Source organism: Marinobacter sp. (assembly GCF_041984545.1).
In the GTDB taxonomy this organism is placed as follows: Bacteria; Pseudomonadota; Gammaproteobacteria; order Pseudomonadales; family Oleiphilaceae; genus Marinobacter.
This window is the reverse complement of the sequence record NZ_JBHIXV010000049.1, coordinates 1-20,066: the sequence shown is the minus strand read 5'-3', so window position 1 is coordinate 20,066 and position 20,066 is coordinate 1. Positions and strand designations below refer to the sequence as shown.

The window sequence follows — 20,066 nt, the reverse complement described above, 5'->3', positions numbered from 1 at the left end:
ATGCCGGGTGGTGTGGGAGGGGTGGAGCCTCATGGCTCCCCCCTATCCCGATTTTCAGAGTTTGGCGCTCTGGAGGGCCTGAATGCGGTCTTCCAGCGGAGGGTGAGTCATGAACAGGGCGCTCAGGCCGCCGCGGGCACCCCGATTGATGCCAAACGCCTGGAGTGTGTCTGGCATCTGGTCCGGTACCTCGCTTTCCTGCTTCAGACGGGCCAGAGCGCTGATCATGGCGGTGCGTCCGGCCAGCTGCGCACCGGCGATATCGGCCCGATACTCCCGCCGCCGCGAGAACCAGAACACAATGGTGCTGGCGAGGATGCCCAGCACAATTTCTGCGACAATACTTACCGCAAAGAAGCCCAGGCCGTGGCCACTCTCATTCTTGAACACCACCCGGTCGACGAAGGAGCCGATCACCCGGGAGGCGAAAATCACAAAGGTATTCACCACACCCTGAATCAGGGCCAGGGTCACCATATCGCCGTTGGCGACGTGGCCAATCTCATGGCCCAGCACTGCCCGGATCTCGTCCTTGTTGAACCGCTGCAGCAGCCCCTCACTGACCGCCACCAGGGCGTCGTTCTTGTTCCAGCCGGTGGCAAAGGCATTGGACTGTGAAGCGGGGAAGATGGCCACCTCGGGCATCTTGATGCCGGCATTCCGGGACAGGTCTGCAACGGTGTCCATCAGCCAGCGTTCGGCTGGCGTTCTGGGCGCGTCGATCACCCGGGCGCGTGTGCTCCATTTGGCCATGGGCTTGGAAATGAACAGCGACACCAGGGCGCCGGCGAAGCCGAACACGGCGGCGAACGCCAGCAACGAGCCATACTGGATTCCATTCTGGGCCAGGTAGCTGTCCACACCCAGCAGTCGTAGCGTGAAGCTGGCGACAATAATCACGGCAAGGTTGGTTGCCAGAAACAGCAAAATACGCATGTTTGTTTCCCGATCAGTTCGTCACAGAGGAAAAACCCGTCTATCAGACCGATATATGTGGTCGCGGTTCACTCAATCAACAGGCTTACGCGGATTTAATGAACGGGCCTGTCCGCGAAAAAGGTGGCCTGCATGGCCTGGCTGATGCGCCCGGAGTGGCCACTTCTGAGGGCGGTGCGGATCAGGTGTATGTGTGTGGAGAGATCCTCCTGAACGGAGGGGGGCAGCGTGTCGGAGGAGCCTGACTGGAGCTGCCCGAGAGCCTGGAACAGCGTCTGCGGTGCCGGTGCACTTAACCGGATAAAGGCCTCCCGGGTCAGCACCGCCTGGTCGAGGGCTTCCTGCCGGATAGTGTCGACATAGCGGATCAGGCCTTCTTCGGCCAGCCACAGGAGCGCCCCGAAACAGGCCATGTGACGCTTGCTGTGGAGCCCGAACTCATCGGGCTCGTCGGGGCCGGCAATGTCCTCAACAAACACGTTGATGCGCCGGGGAAACGCGCCGTAGAGCTGAACCAGGGCGATGGCAGCGTCTTTGTAGAATTCCTCCACGTGGATATCCGCCATGAGCGCCTCCGTTACTGCTGGTATTGCGCCAGGAAGTTGCCGAGCCGCCCCATGGCATCCTCGAGGGTGTCTTCCCGGGGCAGGAACACCACCCGCAGGTGCTGTTTGTCGTCAATGTTGAAAGCCGAGCCCTGCACCAGGAGTATTTTTTCCTGCAGCAGCAGATCAAGCACCAGCTTCTCATCGTTCACAATAGGGAAGTGCTTGGGATCGAGCTTCGGGAACAGGTAGAGCGCCCCCTGTGGTTTCACGCAGCTTACCCCGGGAATATCGTTCAGCATTCGCCACGCCGTTTCCCGTTGTTCGAACAGGCGCCCGCCAGGGGCCACCAGGTCATTGATCGACTGGTAGCCGCCAAGGGCCGTCTGGATGGCAAGCTGGGCCGGTACGTTGGCGCACAGGCGCATGTTGGAGAGCATGTCGATGCCCTCAATCAGGTCCCTGGCGCGGTGCTTGGCGCCGCTGATGATCATCCACCCTGACCGGTAGCCGGCGGCCCGGTAGTTCTTGGACAGGCCGTTGTAGGTGAAAAACAGCACGTCGTCTGCAAGCGATGCCGTGGAGACATGCTCGGTGCCGTCGTAGAGGATCTTGTCGTAGATCTCGTCAGACAGAATGATCAGGTTGTGTTGCCGGGCCAGTTCAATCACCTGCTCCAGAAGTTCGGTCGAGTAGACGGCTCCTGTCGGATTGTTGGGGTTGATCAGCACGATGGCCCGGGTCCGGCGGGTGATTTTCTTGCGGATGTCGTCGATATCCGGGAACCAGTTCTGCTGTTCGTCACACCGGTAGTGAACCGGCTTGCCGCTGGACAGGGTGACGGCAGCGGTCCACAGAGGGTAGTCCGGAGCGGGAATCAGCACCTCATCGCCGGTGTTGAGCATGGCCTGCATGGTCATGACGATCAATTCGCTCACGCCGTTGCCGAGGAAAATATCGTCAATGTCGACCTTGTCGATGCCGCGCTGCTGGCAATAGTGCATCACTGCCTTGCGGGCGGAGAAGAGCCCTTTGGATTCCACGTATCCCTGGGCCAGGTGCATGTTGTAAATGACGTCCTGCTGAATTTCCTCCGGGACATCCAGTTCGAAAGCCGCCGGATTGCCTATGTTCAGCTTCAGGACCCGATGACCTTCCTCTTCCAGCCGACGGGCCTCGCGCAGAACCACGCCACGTATCTCATAGCACACGTTATCCAGCTTGGCGGATTTGTAGTAGTTCTGCATGAATCGGGGTTTCCTTAGTCCGGGATTGCAAAGTGGCAATGGCCATTCCGACAGGCCTTGTAAGAGGCCTCCCTATTCTAGCGGAGCGAATCGCAGCGGCAACAGGGGAATAGTGATGAATTGTGGCGTGTTGAGGCAGATTTAGCGATGAAAGCTTACCCGATTTTGAGAAATGGTGCCCAGAGGGCTCACCATGACATGGTTTTTGAGACCGAATCGGCGACAATGGGGCGCAATTCACTCAACCCTGTTGAGGAGCAGCAGATGGCCGGTACGACGGTTTACGATTTCACGGCAAAGGACATCAAGGGCAACGAGCGCAGCCTGTCGGATTACAAGGGCAAGGTGCTGTTGATCGTCAACACAGCCAGCAAATGTGGATTTACACCCCAGTTCGAGGGACTCCAGGCCCTGCATACCGAGCTGGGTGAGCGCGGATTCGAGGTGCTCGGGTTTCCGTGCAACCAGTTCCTGAGCCAGGATCCCGGTAACGACGATGCTATCAGCCAGTTCTGCAGCCTGAACTATGGCGTGGATTTCCCGATGTTTTCCAAGATTGAAGTGAACGGCGACGGCGCCCATCCGCTGTTTCAGTTCCTCAAGCGCGAAGCCAAGGGCCTGATGGGCTCCGAGAAGGTTAAATGGAATTTCACCAAGTTTCTTGTTGGACCGGACGGCCGGGTAGTGAGGCGTTATCCGCCCACCACCAAGCCCGAAGACATCCGCAAGGATATCGAGAAGTTGTTGCCGGCCTGAACCCGCCCGCGTAGAGGGAACTCAGGGGGCGTCTGGATGGCTGCTTTGCGGCTCCGGGCGCCAGCGGTTGATGGCTTCCCGCAGTTCTTCGCGGCGGTAAGGCTTGGTGATGTAATCGTTCATGCCTGATGCCAAGCAGTCTTCACGGTCGCCCTGCATCACGTTGGCTGTCACCGCGATAATCGGGAGTTCTTTCCACTCGGGATTCTCCCGGATTCGACGCGTGGCCTCGTAGCCATCCATAACGGGCATCTGGCAATCCATCAGAACCAGGTCGTAGCGCTTCGCGGCCAGTGCCTCGATGGCTTTCAGGCCATTCTCGGCATGGTCCGTTTCATGCCCGAGTTTTTTCAGCAGGCTGCTGGCGACCATCTGGTTAACCTGATTGTCCTCAACCAGGAGAATCGAGAGAGCCCCTCCACCGTCAGGTGCCTCGAGCGCCTGCGTGTCCGTTGAACTTTCGACGTCCGCTTCCGCCAGTCCGGCAGCGCGATTCAGGCATCGATACAGATCCTCCCGTCGCAGCGGTAGCGACAGTAATTGATACTGGTGGCTGGCGGGAGACAGCGTGCCACTGTCGTCCGCCAGAATGACACCGGGACCGGGCCAGTTTTCCGCGAAGGCCAATGCCTCGGTGTCTTTCGCGGTCGCCATGGCAAGCAGCAGTCCGTCCTGATGGCGGCTGGCTCCCCGGATGGGGATGCCCCAGTGCCGCAGAAGGGCCTCAATGCCCGGACGATGCGGGTTGTCAGGCGGAATGGCCATGGCGATGCCCATGGCCTTAAGAGACGGATCGATCGGCAGCGGGGCCGGTCCGGTTTCGGGATCCTGCACCGGCAGGGGCAGGGTAACGGTGAAGTGAGTTCCGGCGCCCTCTTTGGAGTCCACCAGGATCTGGCCATGCATGCGCTCGACGAGCTGCCGGCAGAGCGTCAGGCCAAGTCCGGTGCCACCGTACAGACGGGTGGTATCGGCGTCTGCCTGGGAGAAGGGTGAGAAAATCCGGTGCAGTCCCTCTCTCGACATGCCAATGCCGGTATCGATTACGTCGATCCGCAGGCTGCCGCCAGAGTGGCCCACCCGGATCTTCACGCTGCCATCATCCGTGAACTTTATGGCGTTGCTCACCAGATTGTTGAGGACCTGCCGCAGGCGGGTAGGGTCGCCGAGGAAGTGCTCCGGCAGGTTCGGGTCAACGTCCGACACCAGCTGTATCTTCTTCCGTCTCGCCTGCTGGGCGTGCAGGGTTGCGCACTCCTCAGCCAGGTGGCGAACGCTGAAGGGGATGTTTTCCAGGCTCAGTTTGCCGGCCTCGACCTTGGAAATGTCGAGGATGTCGTTGAGCAGGCCCAGCAGACTCTCGCCGGCATTGAGGGCAATCTCCAGGCGATTACGCTGGGCAGGGTCCAGCTCGCCTTCCAGCGATAGCCCCAGCATGCCCAGAACACCGTTCAGTGGAGTGCGGATCTCATGGCTCATGCTGGCCAGGAAGTTGGCCCGGGCCCGGGCCCGCCGAACGGCGTCTTCCTTGGCTTTGACCAGAGCCCGGTTACCCCGTTGCAGTGCCTCGTTCTTCTCGGATATTTCCCGGGTCCGGTCTTCCACCTCCTGCTCCAGCTGGGTGGAATAGTTTTTCATGGCGCTTTCGGCGGTGCGCAATTGAGCCAGACTGGAATCAATGGTTTCCAGATGCTGGTTGATGATGCTCACCATGGTGCCGATTTCATCGTGCCGATGGTTGGCCGGGATTGGCAGCCGGACCTTCTCTGGCGAGCTGGCGCGAACCTGGCTGAGCGCGCTGATGACGTTGAGCATGGGCCGCGTCAGCACGAAATAGAAGATCATCAGCAATGCCGCTGACAGAATCAGACTCTTGAGCAAGCCACTGATCAGGGTGTAACCGGCCCTCTGCAGAAACTGGGCCCCGTAGTGATAGGTGTCTATGGTCACGATCAGGTGTCCGAGGGGCAGGTCTTCGAGCTGCGGTACCTGCAGCTCCTGCCGAAAAACGCGGTCTGAACCGAACAGCAGGTCGCTGACCCAGCGATAGGACGAGGCAGGGCTGCTCTTGCTGGACGCAGCCATGGTGCCACCGTCGTTATCGATGATGCGGGCGTCAATGGTGGCAGGGTGGCGGAGAAGCCCGTCCAGCAGCTCCTCAGCGAGGCGAACGTCGATGTTGTAGGCGATCTGGGAGGCCGGGCTGTAGCTGATGTCGATCAGCGCGTGGATTTCTTTCTCCATGGCCTCCTCGGCACTGAAGTAGTCCAGGGTAATCTGGACGATGTTCAGCACCAGGCCCAGCGCCATGGCAACCAGTACCGTGTCGCGAGTCAGTCGATAGGAAAGTCGCTGTTGGAAGCCCTTCTTCACGGGTGTGCACTGTCCCTGTTGTCGGGCCCGCTGTCATGACCCGGTGTGTGGCTTCAGTCGTCGTAATCGGCCTTTTTCTTCCACTCGTCGTCGTGGAGGAAGGTGTCCCATTCGCGATCCAGTTTTGATTGCGAGTCAGCGTGCTGGCCTTCCTGGCCCTCGGCACTGAGCGCTTCCAGCTCCTTGATGCGAGTCCGGAAGCTCTTGACCGCTCTCATGGCCAGGGGGTTGTCCCGGGATTTGCCCATTTCCGTGCTGGCAAGATGGTAGGCATGAATGGCCTTTCGAATCTGGTTCTGGCGGACGTAATCCCTGGCCTGGAAAACGTGCAGGTCTGCATGGGTCTTGTGGACCAGGAACAGCACATACTTCAGGTTTTTCTTGGCAGTAGCCGCATCCAGGCGTCCGCTCTTGTGCATGGCTTCGATCATCTTGAACAGATTCTGAAGCAGTTCTTTGACGTAGTTGGATTTTTCGGGCGAATCGATCTTCACCGGGGTGGTGGCGTCCCGTTTCTCCAGCACCTGCTGTTTCATCTCGGCCGCCGATTCCTGCCATTGCCGCACGGGCAGGTTGGATTTGAGGCTGGCGAGCTCTGCACAGGCCTCTTCCATCCGTTTTATCAGCAACAGCTTGAGGTCGGGCGTCAGGTACTGGCCCGGGATTTCGGACAGAAGGCGGTGGGCGCGATGGTAGGCATCCTCCTGCGCCGTGATCTTGCGAGCCCGCTCAATCCGGGCTCTCTCACGCATCTGGCTGAGCACGATTATGACAATCGAGACGGTAACGATGGCCGCCAGTACAAGGACAATCGTAGTAGTATCCATTTTGTCAGTTACGACTCCGGCTTCAGGATCAAGGGATGGCAGCCACGCAAACCGCCCGAAAACTCACGATAGTATTCAGCAACTGACGAAAAGACTAGCAGAAATACGACATTAGATCCTTTTCCGAATGTGAACGGAGATCCGGGTGAATTTATATCGTGAATCATGGGTGTCATGTATATTGTTACGGTGAATAGAAGCCCGGAAATCCTGTTTTACCTGCGTTTCGGAGTGACCTGTGGATATATCCCGCGTTGACCTTAACCTCCTTGTGTATCTGGATGTGCTGCTGCGGGAGCGGAATGTGACCAAGGCGGCCAACCATCTGGGGATCACCCAGCCAGCCATGAGTAACGGCTTGCGGCGCTTGAGGGATCTGTTCAGCGATCCACTGCTGGTGCGCACCAGTGAGGGTATGAGTGCCACCGAGCGCGCGCGGGAGCTGCAACCGCTGGTCCGGGGCATTCTTTCGGACATCGAGCAGGCGGTGCAGGAAAAAACGCCATTCTCGGCGTTGGAGAGCCAGCGGGTTTTCCGGATCATGGCCAGTGATTACGCCGAATCCTGCCTGATGCCGCGAGTGCTGCGCCGTATTCGCCAGGAAGCCCCCCAGGTGACCCTCGACGTGCTCACCCCCAGCGATGTCAGTTTCCTGGACGTAGAGCAGGGGCGACTCGACATGGCGATCAACCGGTTTGACAAGATTCCCCAGTCCTTTCATCAGAAAACGCTCTGGACCGAATACTTTGCCTGTCTGATGAACGCCCGTAACCCGTTGTTGCGTGAGCCATTCACCCTTGACACCTATCTGGACGCCAGCCACATCTGGGTGAGCAAGACCGGGTTCGGGGTGGGGGTCGGGGTTAACCCGAAGGACGTACAGCGCCTGGGTTGGGTGGACGAAGCGCTGTCGCGCATGGGCCGCAAACGGCAGATCTCGGTCTTCACCCGCCATTACCAGGTGGCCATGCTGCTGGCCGAACAGCACGACCTGATCGCCACGCTGCCGTCCCGGGCCGCCTGGTTGCAGAAGGACAATCCCAACCTGGTGGTGAAGGTGCCGCCGTTCGAGATTCCGCCGTTCGAGCTGAAGATGGCCTGGAGCCCCCTTCTGCAACACAACGCCGACCATCAATGGCTGCGCAAACTGATAGCCGAAGTCGCCAGTGAGGTGGATGCCGAATTTGCGCCTTTCGGCACGCGGTTCGAGGCGCCGGAAGCGCCCCAGGCCCATCATTCAGAGCGGTAGTTCACGCAGCTCCAACGAGGGTCGCGCCGCATCCCACATGCGCTGGAAATCCTCGGACAGCAGCTTCACACGACCACCGTCGGCAAACTTTGCAAAGCCTTCTGGCTTGTCGAAGTTGTGGCGATATACCACACCCTCCCGGTCCACCAGGGCGAATGGCTGATCGGCCACGGGGTAGTCGGTGTTGACCAGGCGCAGCTCCATCCGGCTGGGCAGCCGCCGCATTAACTCCACCAATTGATGTCGGCGCTTCACCAGCGGCTTGTCGTCGTGGATCAGCAGACGCACTTCGCTGAGCCGGTGCCGCCGGGCGAGGGTGGAGATCAGGTCGCGGAACCGGTGACGGTCGTAGAGGTCGTGGGACAGCAGGCGATCATACAGCCAGATCCGCTGGCCCGCCTGGCCCACCACCGAGTCCATGAGGGCAACCAGTCGATCTTCACTCTCGAACAGCCAGGAATCGGTGTCTACGCCGAGGACCATGGGGTGGTTCGCGGAGACCAGCGCCTGCGCCGTCAATCCCGGTGCCAGGCAACGCATGTCGTAGTGGGGGATGCCAGCGTCGTCGTAGACGTCGGAACAGACGTGGAAGCCGGAGCGCTGATAGAAGGGAATGGCGTGCTCCTGGGCCGAGAGCCGGAGCTCCGAGAAGCGGCCCGCGGATTCCTGGATCAGGTGGCGAAGCAGGGCCTCGCCGATGCCACTTCCCCGATGCTCCGGCAGGATGGCCATTCGGCCAATATGGCCGGTTTCCTCCAGCGTCGAGAACAGCCGCGCGACGCCGGCCGGAGTGTTGTCCGGGAGTACGGCCAGGTAGTGATCGGCAATCTCATCGGTCTGATCCCATTCAAGCTCGGGCGGAACCTTCTGTTCCCGGATGAATACGCGCTCACGAATGTCCCGTACGGAGGCGGGCGCCAGTTGCCAGCTGTATTTTCGGAAACGGATGTCCATGGGGCAGCCTGACAGGAATCGACTCTATTCGAAGTACACCGAGCCCTGATTGTAGAGTGTGGTCAAAAGCCCGAGCAACGCTGCATCGTCAGCAAATCCGGCCAGTGCCTCCATGTCGATGCGCGCGCCAGCGCAGAGCAGGGGCGCCAGAGGCCGGGCATCGCCCCGTAGCAGGAACTGCTCGCCGTCCACAAACAGGGCCGTCTCGGTCTCAAACTCATAGTAGGCAAAGCGGGAGCCCTCGTTCCAGCGCATCTGCTCGCCCGCCCGGATGGCCTCGGCAAGATCGCCGGCGTCCGCGGGCTCCTCGGCAGGAACGACGATATCCATGCTTTTGGGGGCTGTTGAGTACTGACCAAACCACAGGGCCAGCTGGCGCCGGTCGCCGAGTTTCTCGCGTATAACCGCTTCCAGGCGGGAAACCACCTCCGGTCCGATGGTTCCGGGGTTCTCCTGCACCTGAAGATCGGGGTCGTTCAGGTGGTCCGCCGTATCCGAGTGGCTACACAGGAAGTCGGTAAAGCCCGTCAGAACGTCGTCCACGGTGGGGGCACGAAAACCGATCGACAGGGTGATGCAGTCGTCTTCGGCAATGCCGTGGTGGCCGATGCCCGGCGGCAGATACAGCATGTCGCCAGGTGCCAGGGTCACGGTTTCCTCGCCGTCCCAACTGCTCAGGATGCGCAATGGTGTGCCTTCCACCCGAGGTGAGGTGTGGTCACAGTGGCCGCCGAAGGTCCAGCGCCGATGGCCCTCGGCCTGCAGCAGGAAGACGTCATACTGATCGTAATGGGGGCCAACGCTGCCGCCCTTTGGCGCGTAGCTGGCCATGATGTCGTCCAGGCGCCAGTTGGGAACGAACCGGAAGTGTTCCAGCAGATCGGCAATTTCCGGAACCCAGTGGTCCAGGCCCTGGACCAGCAGGGTCCAGTCCTGCTCGGGCAACTCGCTGAAGCGATCCGGCGCGAAGGGGCCGTTGTGCAGTTGCCAGGGCTTGCCCTGGTCATTCTCGATCACGATCCGGGATTCCACGGCTTCCTCGCAGGCCAGGCCGGCGAGCTCATCGGCGCTCACGGGGCACTGGAACCCGGGAAAGGCCTGGCGGATCACCAGCGGCTTTTTCTGCCAGTAGTCCCGCAGAAATTCGGTGGCTGTGAGTCCGCCAAGCAGTTCCATGGATCGTCTCCGGTTATCAGATGTTCTGTGCCTGATCGACGGCATTACCGATGTAGCGTCCGGGCGTTAGGGCCATCAGTTCGGCCTTGGCCTGGTCCGGTATGTCGAGGCTCTCCACAAAAGTCTTGATCACTTCCGGGGTCATTGCCTTGCCCCGGGTCAATGCCTTGAGCTTTTCGTAGGGTTTCTCGATGTTGTAGCGGCGCATGACCGTCTGAATGGGCTCGGCAAGCACTTCCCAGGCGTGGTCCAGATCCTCATCGAGGCGCGTCGGGTTGATCTCGAGCTTGCCCAGGCCCTTGAGCGTGGCCTCATAGGCGATCAGGCTGTGGGCGAAGCCCACGCCGAGGTTGCGCAATACGGTTGAGTCGGTCAGGTCCCGCTGCCAGCGGGAAATCGGCAGTTTGGCCGACAGATGGCTGAACAGCGCGTTGGCGATGCCCAGGTTCCCTTCGGAGTTCTCGAAGTCAATCGGGTTGACCTTGTGGGGCATGGTGGACGAGCCCACTTCGCCTTCAACGGTTTTCTGCTTGAAGTAACCCAGGGAGATATAGCCCCAGATGTCGCGGTCCAGGTCGATCAGGATGGTATTGAACCGGGCGATGGCGTCGTAGAGTTCGGCGATGTAGTCGTGGGGCTCGATCTGGGTGGTATAAGGGTTCCAGTTGAGACCGAGACTCTCGATGAATTCCTGGGCATTCAGGGCCCAGTCGATGTCCGGGTAGGCCGACAGGTGGGCGTTGTAATTGCCCACGGCCCCGTTGATCTTGCCCAGCAGCTCAACGCCGCGGATCTGGATCGCCTGGCGGCGCAGCCGGTAGACAACGTTGGCCAGTTCCTTGCCAACGGTCGTCGGTGATGCCGTCTGGCCATGGGTACGGGAAAGCATCGGTTGCTGGGCGTGATCGTGGGACAGCTGCTCGAGCTTGTCGATAATCCGGTCCATGGCTGGCAGCAATCCGTGGTCCAGGCCTTCACGGAGCATGAGTGCGTGCGACAGATTGTTGATGTCCTCGGAAGTGCAGGCAAAGTGCACGAACTCGGTGACTGCGTGCAGTTCCGGAACTTCGGCAATTTTTTCCTTGATGAAGTATTCAACTGCCTTCACGTCGTGATTGGTGGTCCGTTCGATCTCCTTGATGCGCTCGGCGTCCTCAAGGCTGAAGTCGCTCACCAGCCGGTCGAGAAAGGCACTGGCCTCGGTTGAAAAGGCAGGCACCTCGGGAATGTCGGGGTGCGCCGCCAGTTTCTGCAGCCAGCGGATCTCGACGGTAACACGGTTCCTGATCAGGCCATATTCACTGAAAATTTCACGGAAGACGCTGACTTTGCTGCCATAGCGTCCGTCGACCGGGGAAATGGCGGTCAGGGCGGTGAGTTCCATCGAAAACCTCTCAAAGTGATCAAACAGTCGGTCAAAAGAAAATCAGGAGCGCTATGATACACCAGCGCTGGCGTCGATTCAGCGTTGCTGGAGTCTGTGATACAGGTCAGTGATAAAGGGTGTTGTTCGCTTCCTCGGCCAGTTCCCGGGCCAGAGTAATCACTTTTTTTCTGGAGAAGATCAGCTGCCAGCGACGCCCGCCGGTCTGGCGCCAGAGCACGGCTGAACGGATGCCCGCCAGGAGCAGTGCCCGCACCTTGGCAGCGTTCTCCTCCCGCTGAAGGATGGAGGGATTGCCACTGACCTGAATACGCATCCGGAAGGTGCTGATGGTGTCCGAATAGACCGAACCCAGGTTGCTGATCAGGTTCGGGTGGGTGTACCCGAAGTGGCTCGCCGTATGCCGGGCCTGGTCGATCCGGCTCCCGATAACATCCAGCATGTCCGAACGCCGGTTCAGCTTGGACTCCAGGTGGATGAGGTTGAGTGCGTACCGGAGCACCTCGATATCCTGTTGTCGACTTTGCTGGCTGAGTACCGAGGAGAGGGTCACCAGGCCTTCGCGAATGTCACGTAGCTCGCCGCCGAAGACGTCCAGCGTGTTGGCCGGGTTGGTGGCGAATAACGAACGCAGGGACGTTTCAAGGCTCGCTTCGTTGCACTGACCGTTATGGGCAATCTGCTGAACCAGGTTTGCGGCCTGGAATACCCCGGCCAGGGCCAGCGTCTGGTCTTTCAGGGAACGACTCATGCGGGGGTACCCCGGTGGGCGTCGGCCAGGCGGGCAGGCTGGGGTGAGGCGTCGCGCCAGGTTTCCTCGGTCACGCCCCCACCCAGGCACACGTCACCCTCGTAGAACACCACCGACTGTCCAGGGGTGACCGCTCGCTGGGCGTCGTCAAAAACCACTTTGACACCATCGTGCAGCACGGTCACGAGACAGTCCTGGTCAGGCTGGCGGTAACGGGTCTTGGCCTTGCACCGGAATTCGGTTGCGGGTGGCTCTCCCGCGACCCAGTCAATGGGCCCGGACACGAGGCCGCGGGAAAACAGTAATGGGTGCTGTTTGCCCTGCACGGCGATCAGGACATTCCGCTCCAGATCCTTCTCGGCCACATACCAGGGGTCGTCCCCGAATTCACTCAGGCCCCCGATTCCAAGGCCCTGGCGCTGACCAATGGTGTGGTACATAAGGCCCTGGTGCCGGCCGATTTTACGACCATCCGGGGTTTCAATGTCGCCGGGCTGGGCGGGTAGGTACTGTTTGAGAAAATCCCGAAACTTGCGTTCACCGATAAAGCAGATGCCTGTGGAATCCTTTTTGTCGTGGGTGACGAAGCCCTGCTGCTCGGCAATCCGGCGCACTTCCGGTTTTTCGAGTTCACCCACGGGAAACAGCGTACGGGCAATGCGGTCGCCGGACACTGCGTGGAGGAAGTAGCTCTGGTCCTTGTTGGGATCCAGGCCCTTGAGCAACTGCGCTTTGCCCTGCGCGCCGGGTACGGGCCGCTGGCGGGCATAATGGCCGGTGGCGATGAAGTCCGCACCCAGGGTCACGGCATAATCCAGGAACGCACGGAATTTCACTTCCTTGTTGCACAGAATGTCGGGATTCGGTGTGCGGCCCGCCTGATATTCTGACAGGAAATGCTCAAACACCCGATCCCAGTACTCGGCCGCGAAGCTCGCCGTGTGCAGTTTGATGCCAATGGCGTCGGCGACGGCCTGGGCATCAGCCAGGTCGGTCATGGCGGTGCAGTACTCGGTACCGTCGTCTTCGTCCCAGTTCTTCATGAACAGGCCTTCGACCTGATAGCCCTGATCTTTCAGCAGCCAGGCAGCAACGGACGAATCCACCCCGCCAGACATACCGACGATGACACGGGTGTGGGCGGGATCTGTGGCAAAAGTTGTATCGGATGCCTGGCTCATGAGTGTTTCGCTGTTTTCTGCGCGGTCAGGAGGTCGTTACTTTCTGAAAGGGGCGGATTCTAGCACTTTTCCGGTGTCTGCGTCTGCCGGTCGACCACCACCTCCAGCGGGTATCGGCGGCCGCTTCGGTAATCCTCTATGCAACGGAGCACCAGAGGGCTGCGCAACTTGCGACCGAGCGCCCGGATCTCGTCGAGACTCAGCCAGTGGGCGGCAATGATGCCATCGTCCAACCGGTCGGTGACGCGCTCCCGGGCACGCGCCGCGTAGCAGAACCGGTAGTAGGTCACCCCGTTCGCGGGCGCCTTGTAGGTGTAGATCCCCAGAAAATTCACCGGTTCCACACGCCACCCGGTTTCCTCGAGGGTTTCCCTGCGCACGGCATCGAGAATAGCTTCGTCTTCCTCGATGTGGCCTGCGGGCTGGTTATAGACAACCCGGCCGTTACTTCGTTCCTCCACCATCAGGAATCGCCCGGATTCGTCTTCAATCACCACGGCAACAGTGGCATGGGGTGTCCAGGTCATGATCGCTTTCTCCCGGTTCGTGCCCCAGGGCGGGGTCTTTTTCTGGCAGGTGAGGGCAGGTTGACCGTGACCGTTCGGAAGTCCCCGGGGGCCAGCCCTTCCAGGGTCCAGTCACCAATGCGGTAGCGGATCAGTCTCAGGGTGGGAAACCCGACCGCTGCCGTCATACGGCGTACTTGCCGGTTCCGGCCTTCGGTGATGGTCAGTTCAATCCAGCTTTCCGGCACCGATTCCCGGAAACGTACGGGTGGCACCCGGGGCCAGACCGCGGGCTCAGGAATTCTCTTTACCCTGGCCGGTCGGGTGAGCCCATCCTTGAGGGTCACGCCCTGCGCGAGCCCCGTTAACGCCTGGTCGGTAATTTCGCCCTCAACCTGTACCCAGTAGGTTTTTTCCATCTTCAGTGCCGGGGAGGCGATGCGGTGTTGCAGCGCCCCCTCGGAGGTCAGCAGGAGCAACCCCTCAGAGTCGTAGTCCAGTCGACCGGCAGGATAGATCCCGGGGACGTCCAGATAGTCACCCAGGGTGGCACGGGCTCTGTCACCGTCCTTTTTCTGGTCGGTGAACTGGCTGAGCACTTGAAAGGGTTTATTGAATAGAACCAGTTCGGCCATATTGGGTGGTGCTTCAGAGAGGTTGCCGTATCGTCATCTGGCGAAGGGTACTGCAATGTGATGCGTGCGCAAAGAGAGAGCGAATTCTTGCACAGTAAAACCTGGGCCCACCGGTGGGCCCGGTGGGGCGGGAAATTGATGGTTCAGCCGGGTTCAGGCGTTGACGGCGCGGGGCGGATAGCCGTCCCGGTCTGAGGCCTGATCTGCCGACTTGGCGGCGTCTTCACCCGACGGCGCTTTCTTCACGGGTTGCTCGTCCGGGACGATGTTGACCGCATGAATGCCCTTGTCGCTGGGCTTTTTGTCGAAGGTAACGGCCTGGCCGGCCTTCAGGGTCTTGTAGCCGTCCATCTGAACCGATGAAAAATGTGCAAACAGATCATCACTGCAGCCATCTTCGATGATGAATCCGTACCCTTTGGCATTGTTGAACCACTTGACCTTGCCTCTTGGCATGATGAACTCCCCTGTTCTTTTGCTGTCTTTCTTCTTGTTGGTGTTTGCCTATCGGCCGTCGCACCGGCGGTCCGAATCCTGTTCGCTGGATCTGTTACAGAAGCCTTGCATGGATTTACATTATTTTACAATGCAACTTTACTTTCGGCCAATCACTGCACCGAGTCAATAGTTTCTGTACCCGGAATGTGTGGTTGAACGCGGTCCGGAAGCGGTATCATGCTCGTATTGATAAATAGTGCACGCCGGGTGAGGGGCTCCGCTTGAAAACCCGGTAACTGACAACCACATTTAGGCAAGGACACCGAGTAACCGGTAAAGAATGATGCGAACTATCGAAAATTCTCTACTAATATTCAATCAGGGGGAGGACGAACAACCGGGGCGACAGGATGACCTCAGTGTTGCTCCCGAGAAGCCTGCTCTAAAGCGCCCTGCGCGCTACCGGGTGGTGCTTCTGAACGACGACTACACGCCCATGGATTTTGTGGTGGACGTGTTGATGAAATTCTTCGGAATGAACGAAGAAAAGGCGACGCAGGTGATGCTGCTCGTCCATACACAGGGAAAGGCTGTATGCGGGGTTTATACCCGGGACATCGCGGAAACAAAGGCGGCACAGGTGAACCAGTATTCCTCGGAATGCGAACATCCGCTCCTTTGCGAGATTGAACGTGCGGACTGACAGACGTTGGGGTGGCCCATGCTGAGCAAAGATCTAGAAATTACGCTGAACACGGCCTTCAAGAATGCCCGGGACAAGCGTCATGAGTTCATGACTGTGGAGCATTTGTTGCTGGCCCTGCTGGATAACGAATCGGCGGTGGGCGTCCTGAAAGCCTGTGGTGCAGATCTCAAGAGACTTCAGGAAGAGCTGGTCGAGTTCGTCGATTCCACAACACCACTGATTCCGAGCAATGACAGCGAGCGGGAGACCCAGCCGACCCTGGGGTTCCAGAGAGTGCTGCAGCGCGCGGTATTCCATGTGCAGTCCTCCGGCAAGAAAGAGGTCACCGGCGCCAATGTGCTGGTCGCCATCTTCAGCGAGCAGGAGAGCCAGGCTGTCTATGTGCTGAAAAAGCAGAGTATTGCCCGGATCGACGTGGTCAACTTTGTGTCCCACGGCATTTCCAGGGTACAGGGCGCCGAAGATCCTGAAAGCCATGATCAGGCTTCCCACGAGGAAGCCGGAGAAGAGGGTGGCCAGTCCAGGCCGCTGGAAAGCTATGCCACCAACCTCAATGAGCAGGCCCGGCAGGGACGCATAGACCCCCTGATTGGCCGGGAGCATGAAGTTGAGCGGGTGGTGCAGATCCTGGTACGTCGTCGCAAGAACAACCCGCTGCTGGTGGGTGAGGCCGGTGTTGGTAAAACCGCCATCGCCGAGGGCCTTGCCAAGCGGATTGTCGATGGCCAGGTACCCGAGATTATTTCCGACGCGGTGGTCTATTCGCTGGACCTGGGCGCACTGCTGGCCGGTACCAAGTACCGCGGTGATTTCGAGAAACGGCTCAAGGGCCTGCTGGCTGAGCTCAAGAAAGAGAACCACGCAATCCTGTTCATTGATGAAATCCACACCATCATTGGTGCAGGATCGGCCTCGGGCGGCGTGATGGACGCATCCAACCTGCTCAAGCCGATGCTCAGTTCCGGCGAGATCCGGTGCATTGGCTCCACCACCTTCCAGGAATTCCGGGGTATCTTCGAGAAAGACAGCGCCCTGGCGCGTCGTTTCCAGAAAATCGATGTGAATGAGCCGAGCGTCGAGGACACCTATCAGATCCTCAAGGGCCTCAAGCCCAGCTTCGAGAAACACCACGATCTCAAGTACACCGACAAGGCCCTGAGGGTGGCGGCGGAGCTGGCGGATCGGTACATCACCGACCGTCACCTGCCGGACAAGGCCATCGACGTTATTGATGAAGCTGGCGCACGCCAGCGCCTGCAGCCGGAGAACAAGCGCCGCAAGACCATTGACGTGACGGACATCGAGGATGTGGTCGCCAACATCGCGCGCATTCCGCCGAAGAATGTGTCCACCAGCGACAAGGACCTGCTGCGAAACCTGGAGCGGGATCTCAAGATGGTGGTGTTCGGACAGGACCCGGCCATCGAGTCCCTGTCCACGGCCATCAAGCTGGCCCGGGCCGGCCTGAAAGCGCCGGAGAAACCCGAAGGCGCGTTCCTGTTCGCGGGCCCCACGGGTGTGGGCAAGACCGAAGTCACCAAGCAACTGGCCAAGGTGCTGGGCATCGAGCTGGTACGCTTCGACATGTCCGAGTACATGGAGCGGCACACCGTGTCACGGCTGATAGGTGCGCCTCCAGGCTACGTTGGCTACGACCAGGGCGGCCTGCTGACCGAGGCGGTGAACAAGCACCCGCATTGCGTGTTGCTGCTCGATGAGATCGAGAAAGCCCATCCGGAAGTCTTCAACCTGTTGCTGCAGGTGATGGACCACGGCACGTTGACCGATAACAACGGTCGCAAGGCGGATTTCCGCCATGTGATCCTGGTGATGACCACCAACGCTGGCGCCGAGAGTATGGCGCGCCGTTCCATCGGCTTCAGCGAACAGGACCACAGTACCGACGGTATGGAAATCATCAGCAAGACCTTCACGCCGGAGTTCCGCAACCGTCTGGACGGCATCATCCAGTTCGGCGATCTGCAGAAGGACACCATCACTCACGTGGTGGACAAGTTCCTCACCGAGCTGCAGGCGCAGCTGGACGAGAAGCATGTCGTTCTGCACGTGGACGATGCCGCCAAGGCGTGGCTGGCAGAGAAGGGCTACGATGTCACCATGGGGGCTCGGCCGATGTCGCGCCTCATCCAGGACAAGATCAAGCGGCCCCTGGCCGAGCAGATCCTGTTCGGGCGACTGTCCGAGAAGGGTGGGGATGTCTACATCCACCTGAGCGAAGACGAGTTGGTGTTCGAGTACGAGGACGAGCCGGCCGAGGCGGTCTGAAGCCTTCGGTTGACGCCTCGAAAAGAAAAACCGCTGTCCGGTTAGCCGGCAGCGGTTTTTTTCTGGCCAACAAAAAAGCCCCGGAGGGGCCTTTTCAGATGTCGTGGCGGCTTAGCGGGCCCGGTACACAATGCGGCCCTTGCTCAGGTCGTAGGGAGTCAGCTCAACCTTGACCTTGTCGCCGGTCAGGATGCGGATATAGTTCTTGCGCATCTTGCCGGAGATGTGAGCAGTAACAACGTGGCCGTTGCTTAGCTCAACCCGGAACATGGTGTTTGGAAGCGTATCTATAATAACGCCTTCCATTTCAATGACATCTGATTTCGCCATTCAGTAGAAACCTCGCTTGGAAATGCTTCTCGTGATTTTAAATTGCGCAATTCTGCCTGATTTGTCCGCGTTTGGCAAAGTCAGGCGGGGCTCCGTGTGACATGAGCCACTAGACGAGCTGGCGCCAGTGGCCGTCGTGCAGGGCTTCGATTGGCCGGAAGCGGGTTTTGTAGTTCATCTTCCGGCACTGCTTGATCCAATAGCCGAGGTAGAGGTGCGGCAGGCCTCGGCGCTTGGCCTCCTCGATCTGCCAGAGAATCGCGTAGGTGCCCAGGCTTCGGTCGTCCATATCCGGATCAAACACGGTGTAGATGGCCGAGAGTCCGTCGTCCAGCAGGTCCACCGCCGCCAGGCCTACCAGTCGGTTGTCCAGGTGAATTTCAAGGAAACAGGAATCGGTGGCGCCCTCCACCAGAAACGAGGTGAATTGCTCCCTTGAGGGTGGGTACATGTCGCCGTCCTGATGGCGCTCCTCAATGTAGCGGGCATAAAGCTGGTAGTAGCGTTCTGCAAACACCGCTGGAACGAGCTTGCACTGCAGATCGGCGTTTTTCTTCAACACCCGTCGCTGGCTGCGATCGGGTTTGAAGTCGTCCACTTTCAGGCGCACCGGAATACAGGCATTGCACTGCTCGCAGTGGGGCCGGTAATAGTGGGATCCGCTACGACGGAAGCCGAGTGCGGTCAGTTGGCTGTATAGCTTCTTGTCGATATGAGCCCGGGGATCCACGAACATGGTGGTGGCTTCTCGGTCTGGCAGGTAGCTGCAATCGTGGGGCGGTGTTGCGAAGAACACCAGGGTTCTGAGATTGCTCATTTACTCCTCCGGCCCGGGCCATTGCCAGTGGAAGGTCCAGTCGGTCTGATCAGGCTTCTGATCAACACTCATCCTGAGTATAGATAAAAACTCCTCCCTGGGAATAGTCCGGGCACCCATGGTCAGAAGATGCCGGCTCTCGACCTGGCAGTCCATGATTCGGTACCCCCAGCACTTCAACTGGTGGGCCAGGTGCACCATCAGCACCTTGGAAGCATTCGTTTCCAGGGAAAACATGGATTCCCCGAAGAAGCACCGTCCGAGCGCGAGGCCGTACATGCCGCCGGCGAGCTCTCCGCGTCTGTTCCAGACTTCGATGGAGTGGGCTACTCCCATTCTGTGCAGCTTGGAATAGCTGGCAATCATGTCTTCGGTAATCCAGGTGCCTTCGGCCCGGGTGGAGGCGCAGAGGCGTATGATTCGACCGAACGCCTGGTCAGCCGTTACCCGGAATCGGCGCTGGTTGAGAGTTCGACGCAGGCTGCGGGAGACGTGAATTTCATCCGGGAACAGCACGCATCGGGGGTTAGGGGACCACCAGAGAATGGGTTGGTCGTCGCTGTACCAGGGAAAGATGCCATTGCGGTAGGCCAGGATCAGGCGGTCGGTGGAGAGGTCGCCGCCGAGGGCGAGCAGGCCGTCCGGGTCGTCCAGGGCTTCGTTGGCCGGGGGGAACCAGAGTTGCTCGGGGTCTAGCCAGGGTAGTGAGGTCATCCTTCTCCGGTTTTTACTGCCGAGTTCGCGTTGATCTTGATGCTATCGGGCCGGGGAGTCGCGACCGGGAGGACCCACCTTCTAAAACACGCCGTGAATACGTCCTTGTAGGCTTGGCTCCGCCATCCATGGCTTCGCACAGTTTTAGAAGGCGGGTCCTCCCGGTCTCGATCAGCTTCCGAGGTGCCTTCCCAAAAGATTAGCCCGAAAAATTCATAAAAAAAGGCGAACCTTGCTTAACCCATTGATATAATG

The 20,066-nt window shown here is 59.5% G+C and carries 20 protein-coding genes; 4 read left to right on the top strand and 16 right to left on the bottom strand.

Annotated elements, in window-relative coordinates:
* Positions 1–54: 54 nt before the first annotated feature.
* The 3 genes from htpX to ACFC20_RS16640 all read right to left on the bottom strand — a co-directional run bounded on the left by htpX (position 55) and on the right by ACFC20_RS16640 (position 2,728).
* Positions 55–936, bottom strand: coding sequence for a protease HtpX (htpX, locus tag ACFC20_RS16650; RefSeq protein WP_375193979.1), 882 nt, complete (start codon positions 934–936; stop codon positions 55–57).
* 95 nt (positions 937–1,031) lie between these two features.
* Entirely contained in the window at positions 1,032–1,502 is a 471-nt protein-coding gene (locus tag ACFC20_RS16645; protein WP_375193978.1) for a hypothetical protein, read from the bottom strand.
* Positions 1,503–1,513: 11 nt separating this feature from the next.
* The gene (locus tag ACFC20_RS16640) at positions 1,514–2,728 is read right to left on the bottom strand and encodes a pyridoxal phosphate-dependent aminotransferase (RefSeq protein WP_375193977.1); all 1,215 of its coding nucleotides are present in this window, start codon (positions 2,726–2,728) and stop codon (positions 1,514–1,516) included.
* Between the two features lie 264 nt (positions 2,729–2,992).
* On the opposite strand from ACFC20_RS16640, the gene ACFC20_RS16635 reads away from it, so the two are divergent.
* Positions 2,993–3,484, top strand: a complete 492-nt coding sequence (locus tag ACFC20_RS16635) for a glutathione peroxidase (protein ID WP_375193976.1) — start codon at positions 2,993–2,995, stop codon at positions 3,482–3,484.
* Positions 3,485–3,505: 21 nt separating this feature from the next.
* Here the strand turns inward: ACFC20_RS16635 and ACFC20_RS16630 are convergent, their stop codons facing one another.
* Both ACFC20_RS16630 and ACFC20_RS16625 read right to left on the bottom strand, forming a co-directional pair.
* A complete protein-coding gene (locus ACFC20_RS16630) occupies positions 3,506–5,794 on the bottom strand; it encodes an ATP-binding protein (protein WP_375193980.1) in 2,289 nt (762 codons plus the stop codon).
* Positions 5,795–5,910: 116 nt separating this feature from the next.
* Positions 5,911–6,684 carry a hypothetical protein gene (locus ACFC20_RS16625; RefSeq protein WP_375193975.1) on the bottom strand — a complete coding sequence of 258 codons (774 nt, stop codon included), beginning with the start codon at positions 6,682–6,684 and terminating at the stop codon, positions 5,911–5,913.
* A 238-nt stretch (positions 6,685–6,922) separates the two neighbouring features.
* Between ACFC20_RS16625 and ACFC20_RS16620 the strand changes: the two genes are divergently transcribed.
* Positions 6,923–7,933, top strand: a complete 1,011-nt coding sequence (locus ACFC20_RS16620) for a LysR family transcriptional regulator (RefSeq protein ID WP_375193974.1) — start codon at positions 6,923–6,925, stop codon at positions 7,931–7,933.
* On the opposite strand, the gene ACFC20_RS16615 is transcribed toward ACFC20_RS16620, so the two are convergent.
* The 8 genes from ACFC20_RS16615 to ACFC20_RS16580 all read right to left on the bottom strand — a co-directional run bounded on the left by ACFC20_RS16615 (position 7,922) and on the right by ACFC20_RS16580 (position 14,976).
* On the bottom strand, positions 7,922–8,887 hold the full coding sequence (locus ACFC20_RS16615; RefSeq protein ID WP_375193973.1) for a GNAT family N-acetyltransferase: 966 nt from the start codon (positions 8,885–8,887) through the stop codon (positions 7,922–7,924). The two genes, ACFC20_RS16620 and ACFC20_RS16615, sit on opposite strands and share 12 nt — an antisense overlap.
* A 24-nt stretch (positions 8,888–8,911) precedes the next feature.
* Positions 8,912–10,063, bottom strand: a complete 1,152-nt coding sequence (locus ACFC20_RS16610; protein ID WP_375193972.1) for a JmjC domain-containing protein — start codon at positions 10,061–10,063, stop codon at positions 8,912–8,914.
* A 16-nt stretch (positions 10,064–10,079) separates the two neighbouring features.
* Positions 10,080–11,447 (bottom strand): adenylosuccinate lyase, encoded by a 1,368-nt coding sequence (gene purB / locus ACFC20_RS16605; RefSeq protein ID WP_375193971.1) that lies wholly within the window; start codon positions 11,445–11,447, stop codon positions 10,080–10,082.
* A 106-nt stretch (positions 11,448–11,553) separates the two neighbouring features.
* On the bottom strand, positions 11,554–12,198 hold the full coding sequence (gene hflD / locus ACFC20_RS16600) for a high frequency lysogenization protein HflD (protein ID WP_375193970.1): 645 nt from the start codon (positions 12,196–12,198) through the stop codon (positions 11,554–11,556).
* On the bottom strand, positions 12,195–13,379 hold the full coding sequence (gene mnmA, locus ACFC20_RS16595) for a tRNA 2-thiouridine(34) synthase MnmA (protein ID WP_375193969.1): 1,185 nt from the start codon (positions 13,377–13,379) through the stop codon (positions 12,195–12,197). Before mnmA ends, hflD begins: the two co-directional genes overlap by 4 nt.
* Positions 13,380–13,438: 59 nt before the next feature.
* Positions 13,439–13,906: an NUDIX hydrolase gene (locus ACFC20_RS16590; protein ID WP_375193968.1), complete on the bottom strand. Its 468-nt coding sequence runs from the start codon at positions 13,904–13,906 to the stop codon at positions 13,439–13,441.
* Positions 13,903–14,520 carry a pseudouridine synthase gene (locus ACFC20_RS16585; RefSeq protein WP_375193967.1) on the bottom strand — a complete coding sequence of 206 codons (618 nt, stop codon included), beginning with the start codon at positions 14,518–14,520 and terminating at the stop codon, positions 13,903–13,905. The genes ACFC20_RS16590 and ACFC20_RS16585 overlap by 4 nt, the downstream gene beginning before the upstream one ends.
* A 153-nt stretch (positions 14,521–14,673) precedes the next feature.
* Positions 14,674–14,976, bottom strand: a complete 303-nt coding sequence (locus ACFC20_RS16580) for a cold shock domain-containing protein (RefSeq protein ID WP_375193966.1) — start codon at positions 14,974–14,976, stop codon at positions 14,674–14,676.
* 325 nt (positions 14,977–15,301) lie between these two features.
* Between ACFC20_RS16580 and clpS the strand changes: the two genes are divergently transcribed.
* Both clpS and clpA read left to right on the top strand, forming a co-directional pair.
* The gene (clpS, locus tag ACFC20_RS16575; RefSeq protein ID WP_091990741.1) at positions 15,302–15,661 is read left to right on the top strand and encodes an ATP-dependent Clp protease adapter ClpS; all 360 of its coding nucleotides are present in this window, start codon (positions 15,302–15,304) and stop codon (positions 15,659–15,661) included.
* Positions 15,662–15,679: 18 nt separating this feature from the next.
* A complete protein-coding gene (gene clpA / locus ACFC20_RS16570) occupies positions 15,680–17,950 on the top strand; it encodes an ATP-dependent Clp protease ATP-binding subunit ClpA (RefSeq protein WP_375193965.1) in 2,271 nt (756 codons plus the stop codon).
* 111 nt (positions 17,951–18,061) lie between these two features.
* On the opposite strand, the gene infA is transcribed toward clpA, so the two are convergent.
* From infA to aat, 3 genes are all read right to left on the bottom strand, one after another.
* Positions 18,062–18,280, bottom strand: a complete 219-nt coding sequence (gene infA / locus ACFC20_RS16565) for a translation initiation factor IF-1 (protein WP_014421226.1) — start codon at positions 18,278–18,280, stop codon at positions 18,062–18,064.
* Between the two features lie 109 nt (positions 18,281–18,389).
* Entirely contained in the window at positions 18,390–19,097 is a 708-nt protein-coding gene (locus ACFC20_RS16560; protein ID WP_375193964.1) for an arginyltransferase, read from the bottom strand.
* A complete protein-coding gene (gene aat / locus ACFC20_RS16555) occupies positions 19,098–19,811 on the bottom strand; it encodes a leucyl/phenylalanyl-tRNA--protein transferase (protein WP_375193963.1) in 714 nt (237 codons plus the stop codon). It lies immediately after the preceding gene.
* Between the last annotated feature and the right edge of the window lie 255 nt (positions 19,812–20,066).

Coding starts and splice junctions, on each gene's coding strand:
- htpX (WP_375193979.1), bottom strand. CDS start 936: ATGCGTATTTTGCTGTTTCTGGCAACCAACCTTGCCGTGATTATTGTC.
- ACFC20_RS16645 (WP_375193978.1), bottom strand. CDS start 1,502: ATGGCGGATATCCACGTGGAGGAATTCTACAAAGACGCTGCCATCGCC.
- ACFC20_RS16640 (WP_375193977.1), bottom strand. CDS start 2,728: ATGCAGAACTACTACAAATCCGCCAAGCTGGATAACGTGTGCTATGAG.
- ACFC20_RS16635 (WP_375193976.1), top strand. CDS start 2,993: ATGGCCGGTACGACGGTTTACGATTTCACGGCAAAGGACATCAAGGGC.
- ACFC20_RS16630 (WP_375193980.1), bottom strand. CDS start 5,794: ATGGCGCTGGGCCTGGTGCTGAACATCGTCCAGATTACCCTGGACTAC.
- ACFC20_RS16625 (WP_375193975.1), bottom strand. CDS start 6,684: ATGGATACTACTACGATTGTCCTTGTACTGGCGGCCATCGTTACCGTC.
- ACFC20_RS16615 (WP_375193973.1), bottom strand. CDS start 8,887: ATGGACATCCGTTTCCGAAAATACAGCTGGCAACTGGCGCCCGCCTCC.
- ACFC20_RS16610 (WP_375193972.1), bottom strand. CDS start 10,063: ATGGAACTGCTTGGCGGACTCACAGCCACCGAATTTCTGCGGGACTAC.
- purB (WP_375193971.1), bottom strand. CDS start 11,447: ATGGAACTCACCGCCCTGACCGCCATTTCCCCGGTCGACGGACGCTAT.
- hflD (WP_375193970.1), bottom strand. CDS start 12,198: ATGAGTCGTTCCCTGAAAGACCAGACGCTGGCCCTGGCCGGGGTATTC.
- mnmA (WP_375193969.1), bottom strand. CDS start 13,379: ATGAGCCAGGCATCCGATACAACTTTTGCCACAGATCCCGCCCACACC.
- ACFC20_RS16590 (WP_375193968.1), bottom strand. CDS start 13,906: ATGACCTGGACACCCCATGCCACTGTTGCCGTGGTGATTGAAGACGAA.
- ACFC20_RS16585 (WP_375193967.1), bottom strand. CDS start 14,520: ATGGCCGAACTGGTTCTATTCAATAAACCCTTTCAAGTGCTCAGCCAG.
- ACFC20_RS16580 (WP_375193966.1), bottom strand. CDS start 14,976: ATGCCAAGAGGCAAGGTCAAGTGGTTCAACAATGCCAAAGGGTACGGA.
- clpS (WP_091990741.1), top strand. CDS start 15,302: ATGCGAACTATCGAAAATTCTCTACTAATATTCAATCAGGGGGAGGAC.
- clpA (WP_375193965.1), top strand. CDS start 15,680: ATGCTGAGCAAAGATCTAGAAATTACGCTGAACACGGCCTTCAAGAAT.
- infA (WP_014421226.1), bottom strand. CDS start 18,280: ATGGCGAAATCAGATGTCATTGAAATGGAAGGCGTTATTATAGATACG.
- ACFC20_RS16560 (WP_375193964.1), bottom strand. CDS start 19,097: ATGAGCAATCTCAGAACCCTGGTGTTCTTCGCAACACCGCCCCACGAT.
- aat (WP_375193963.1), bottom strand. CDS start 19,811: ATGACCTCACTACCCTGGCTAGACCCCGAGCAACTCTGGTTCCCCCCG.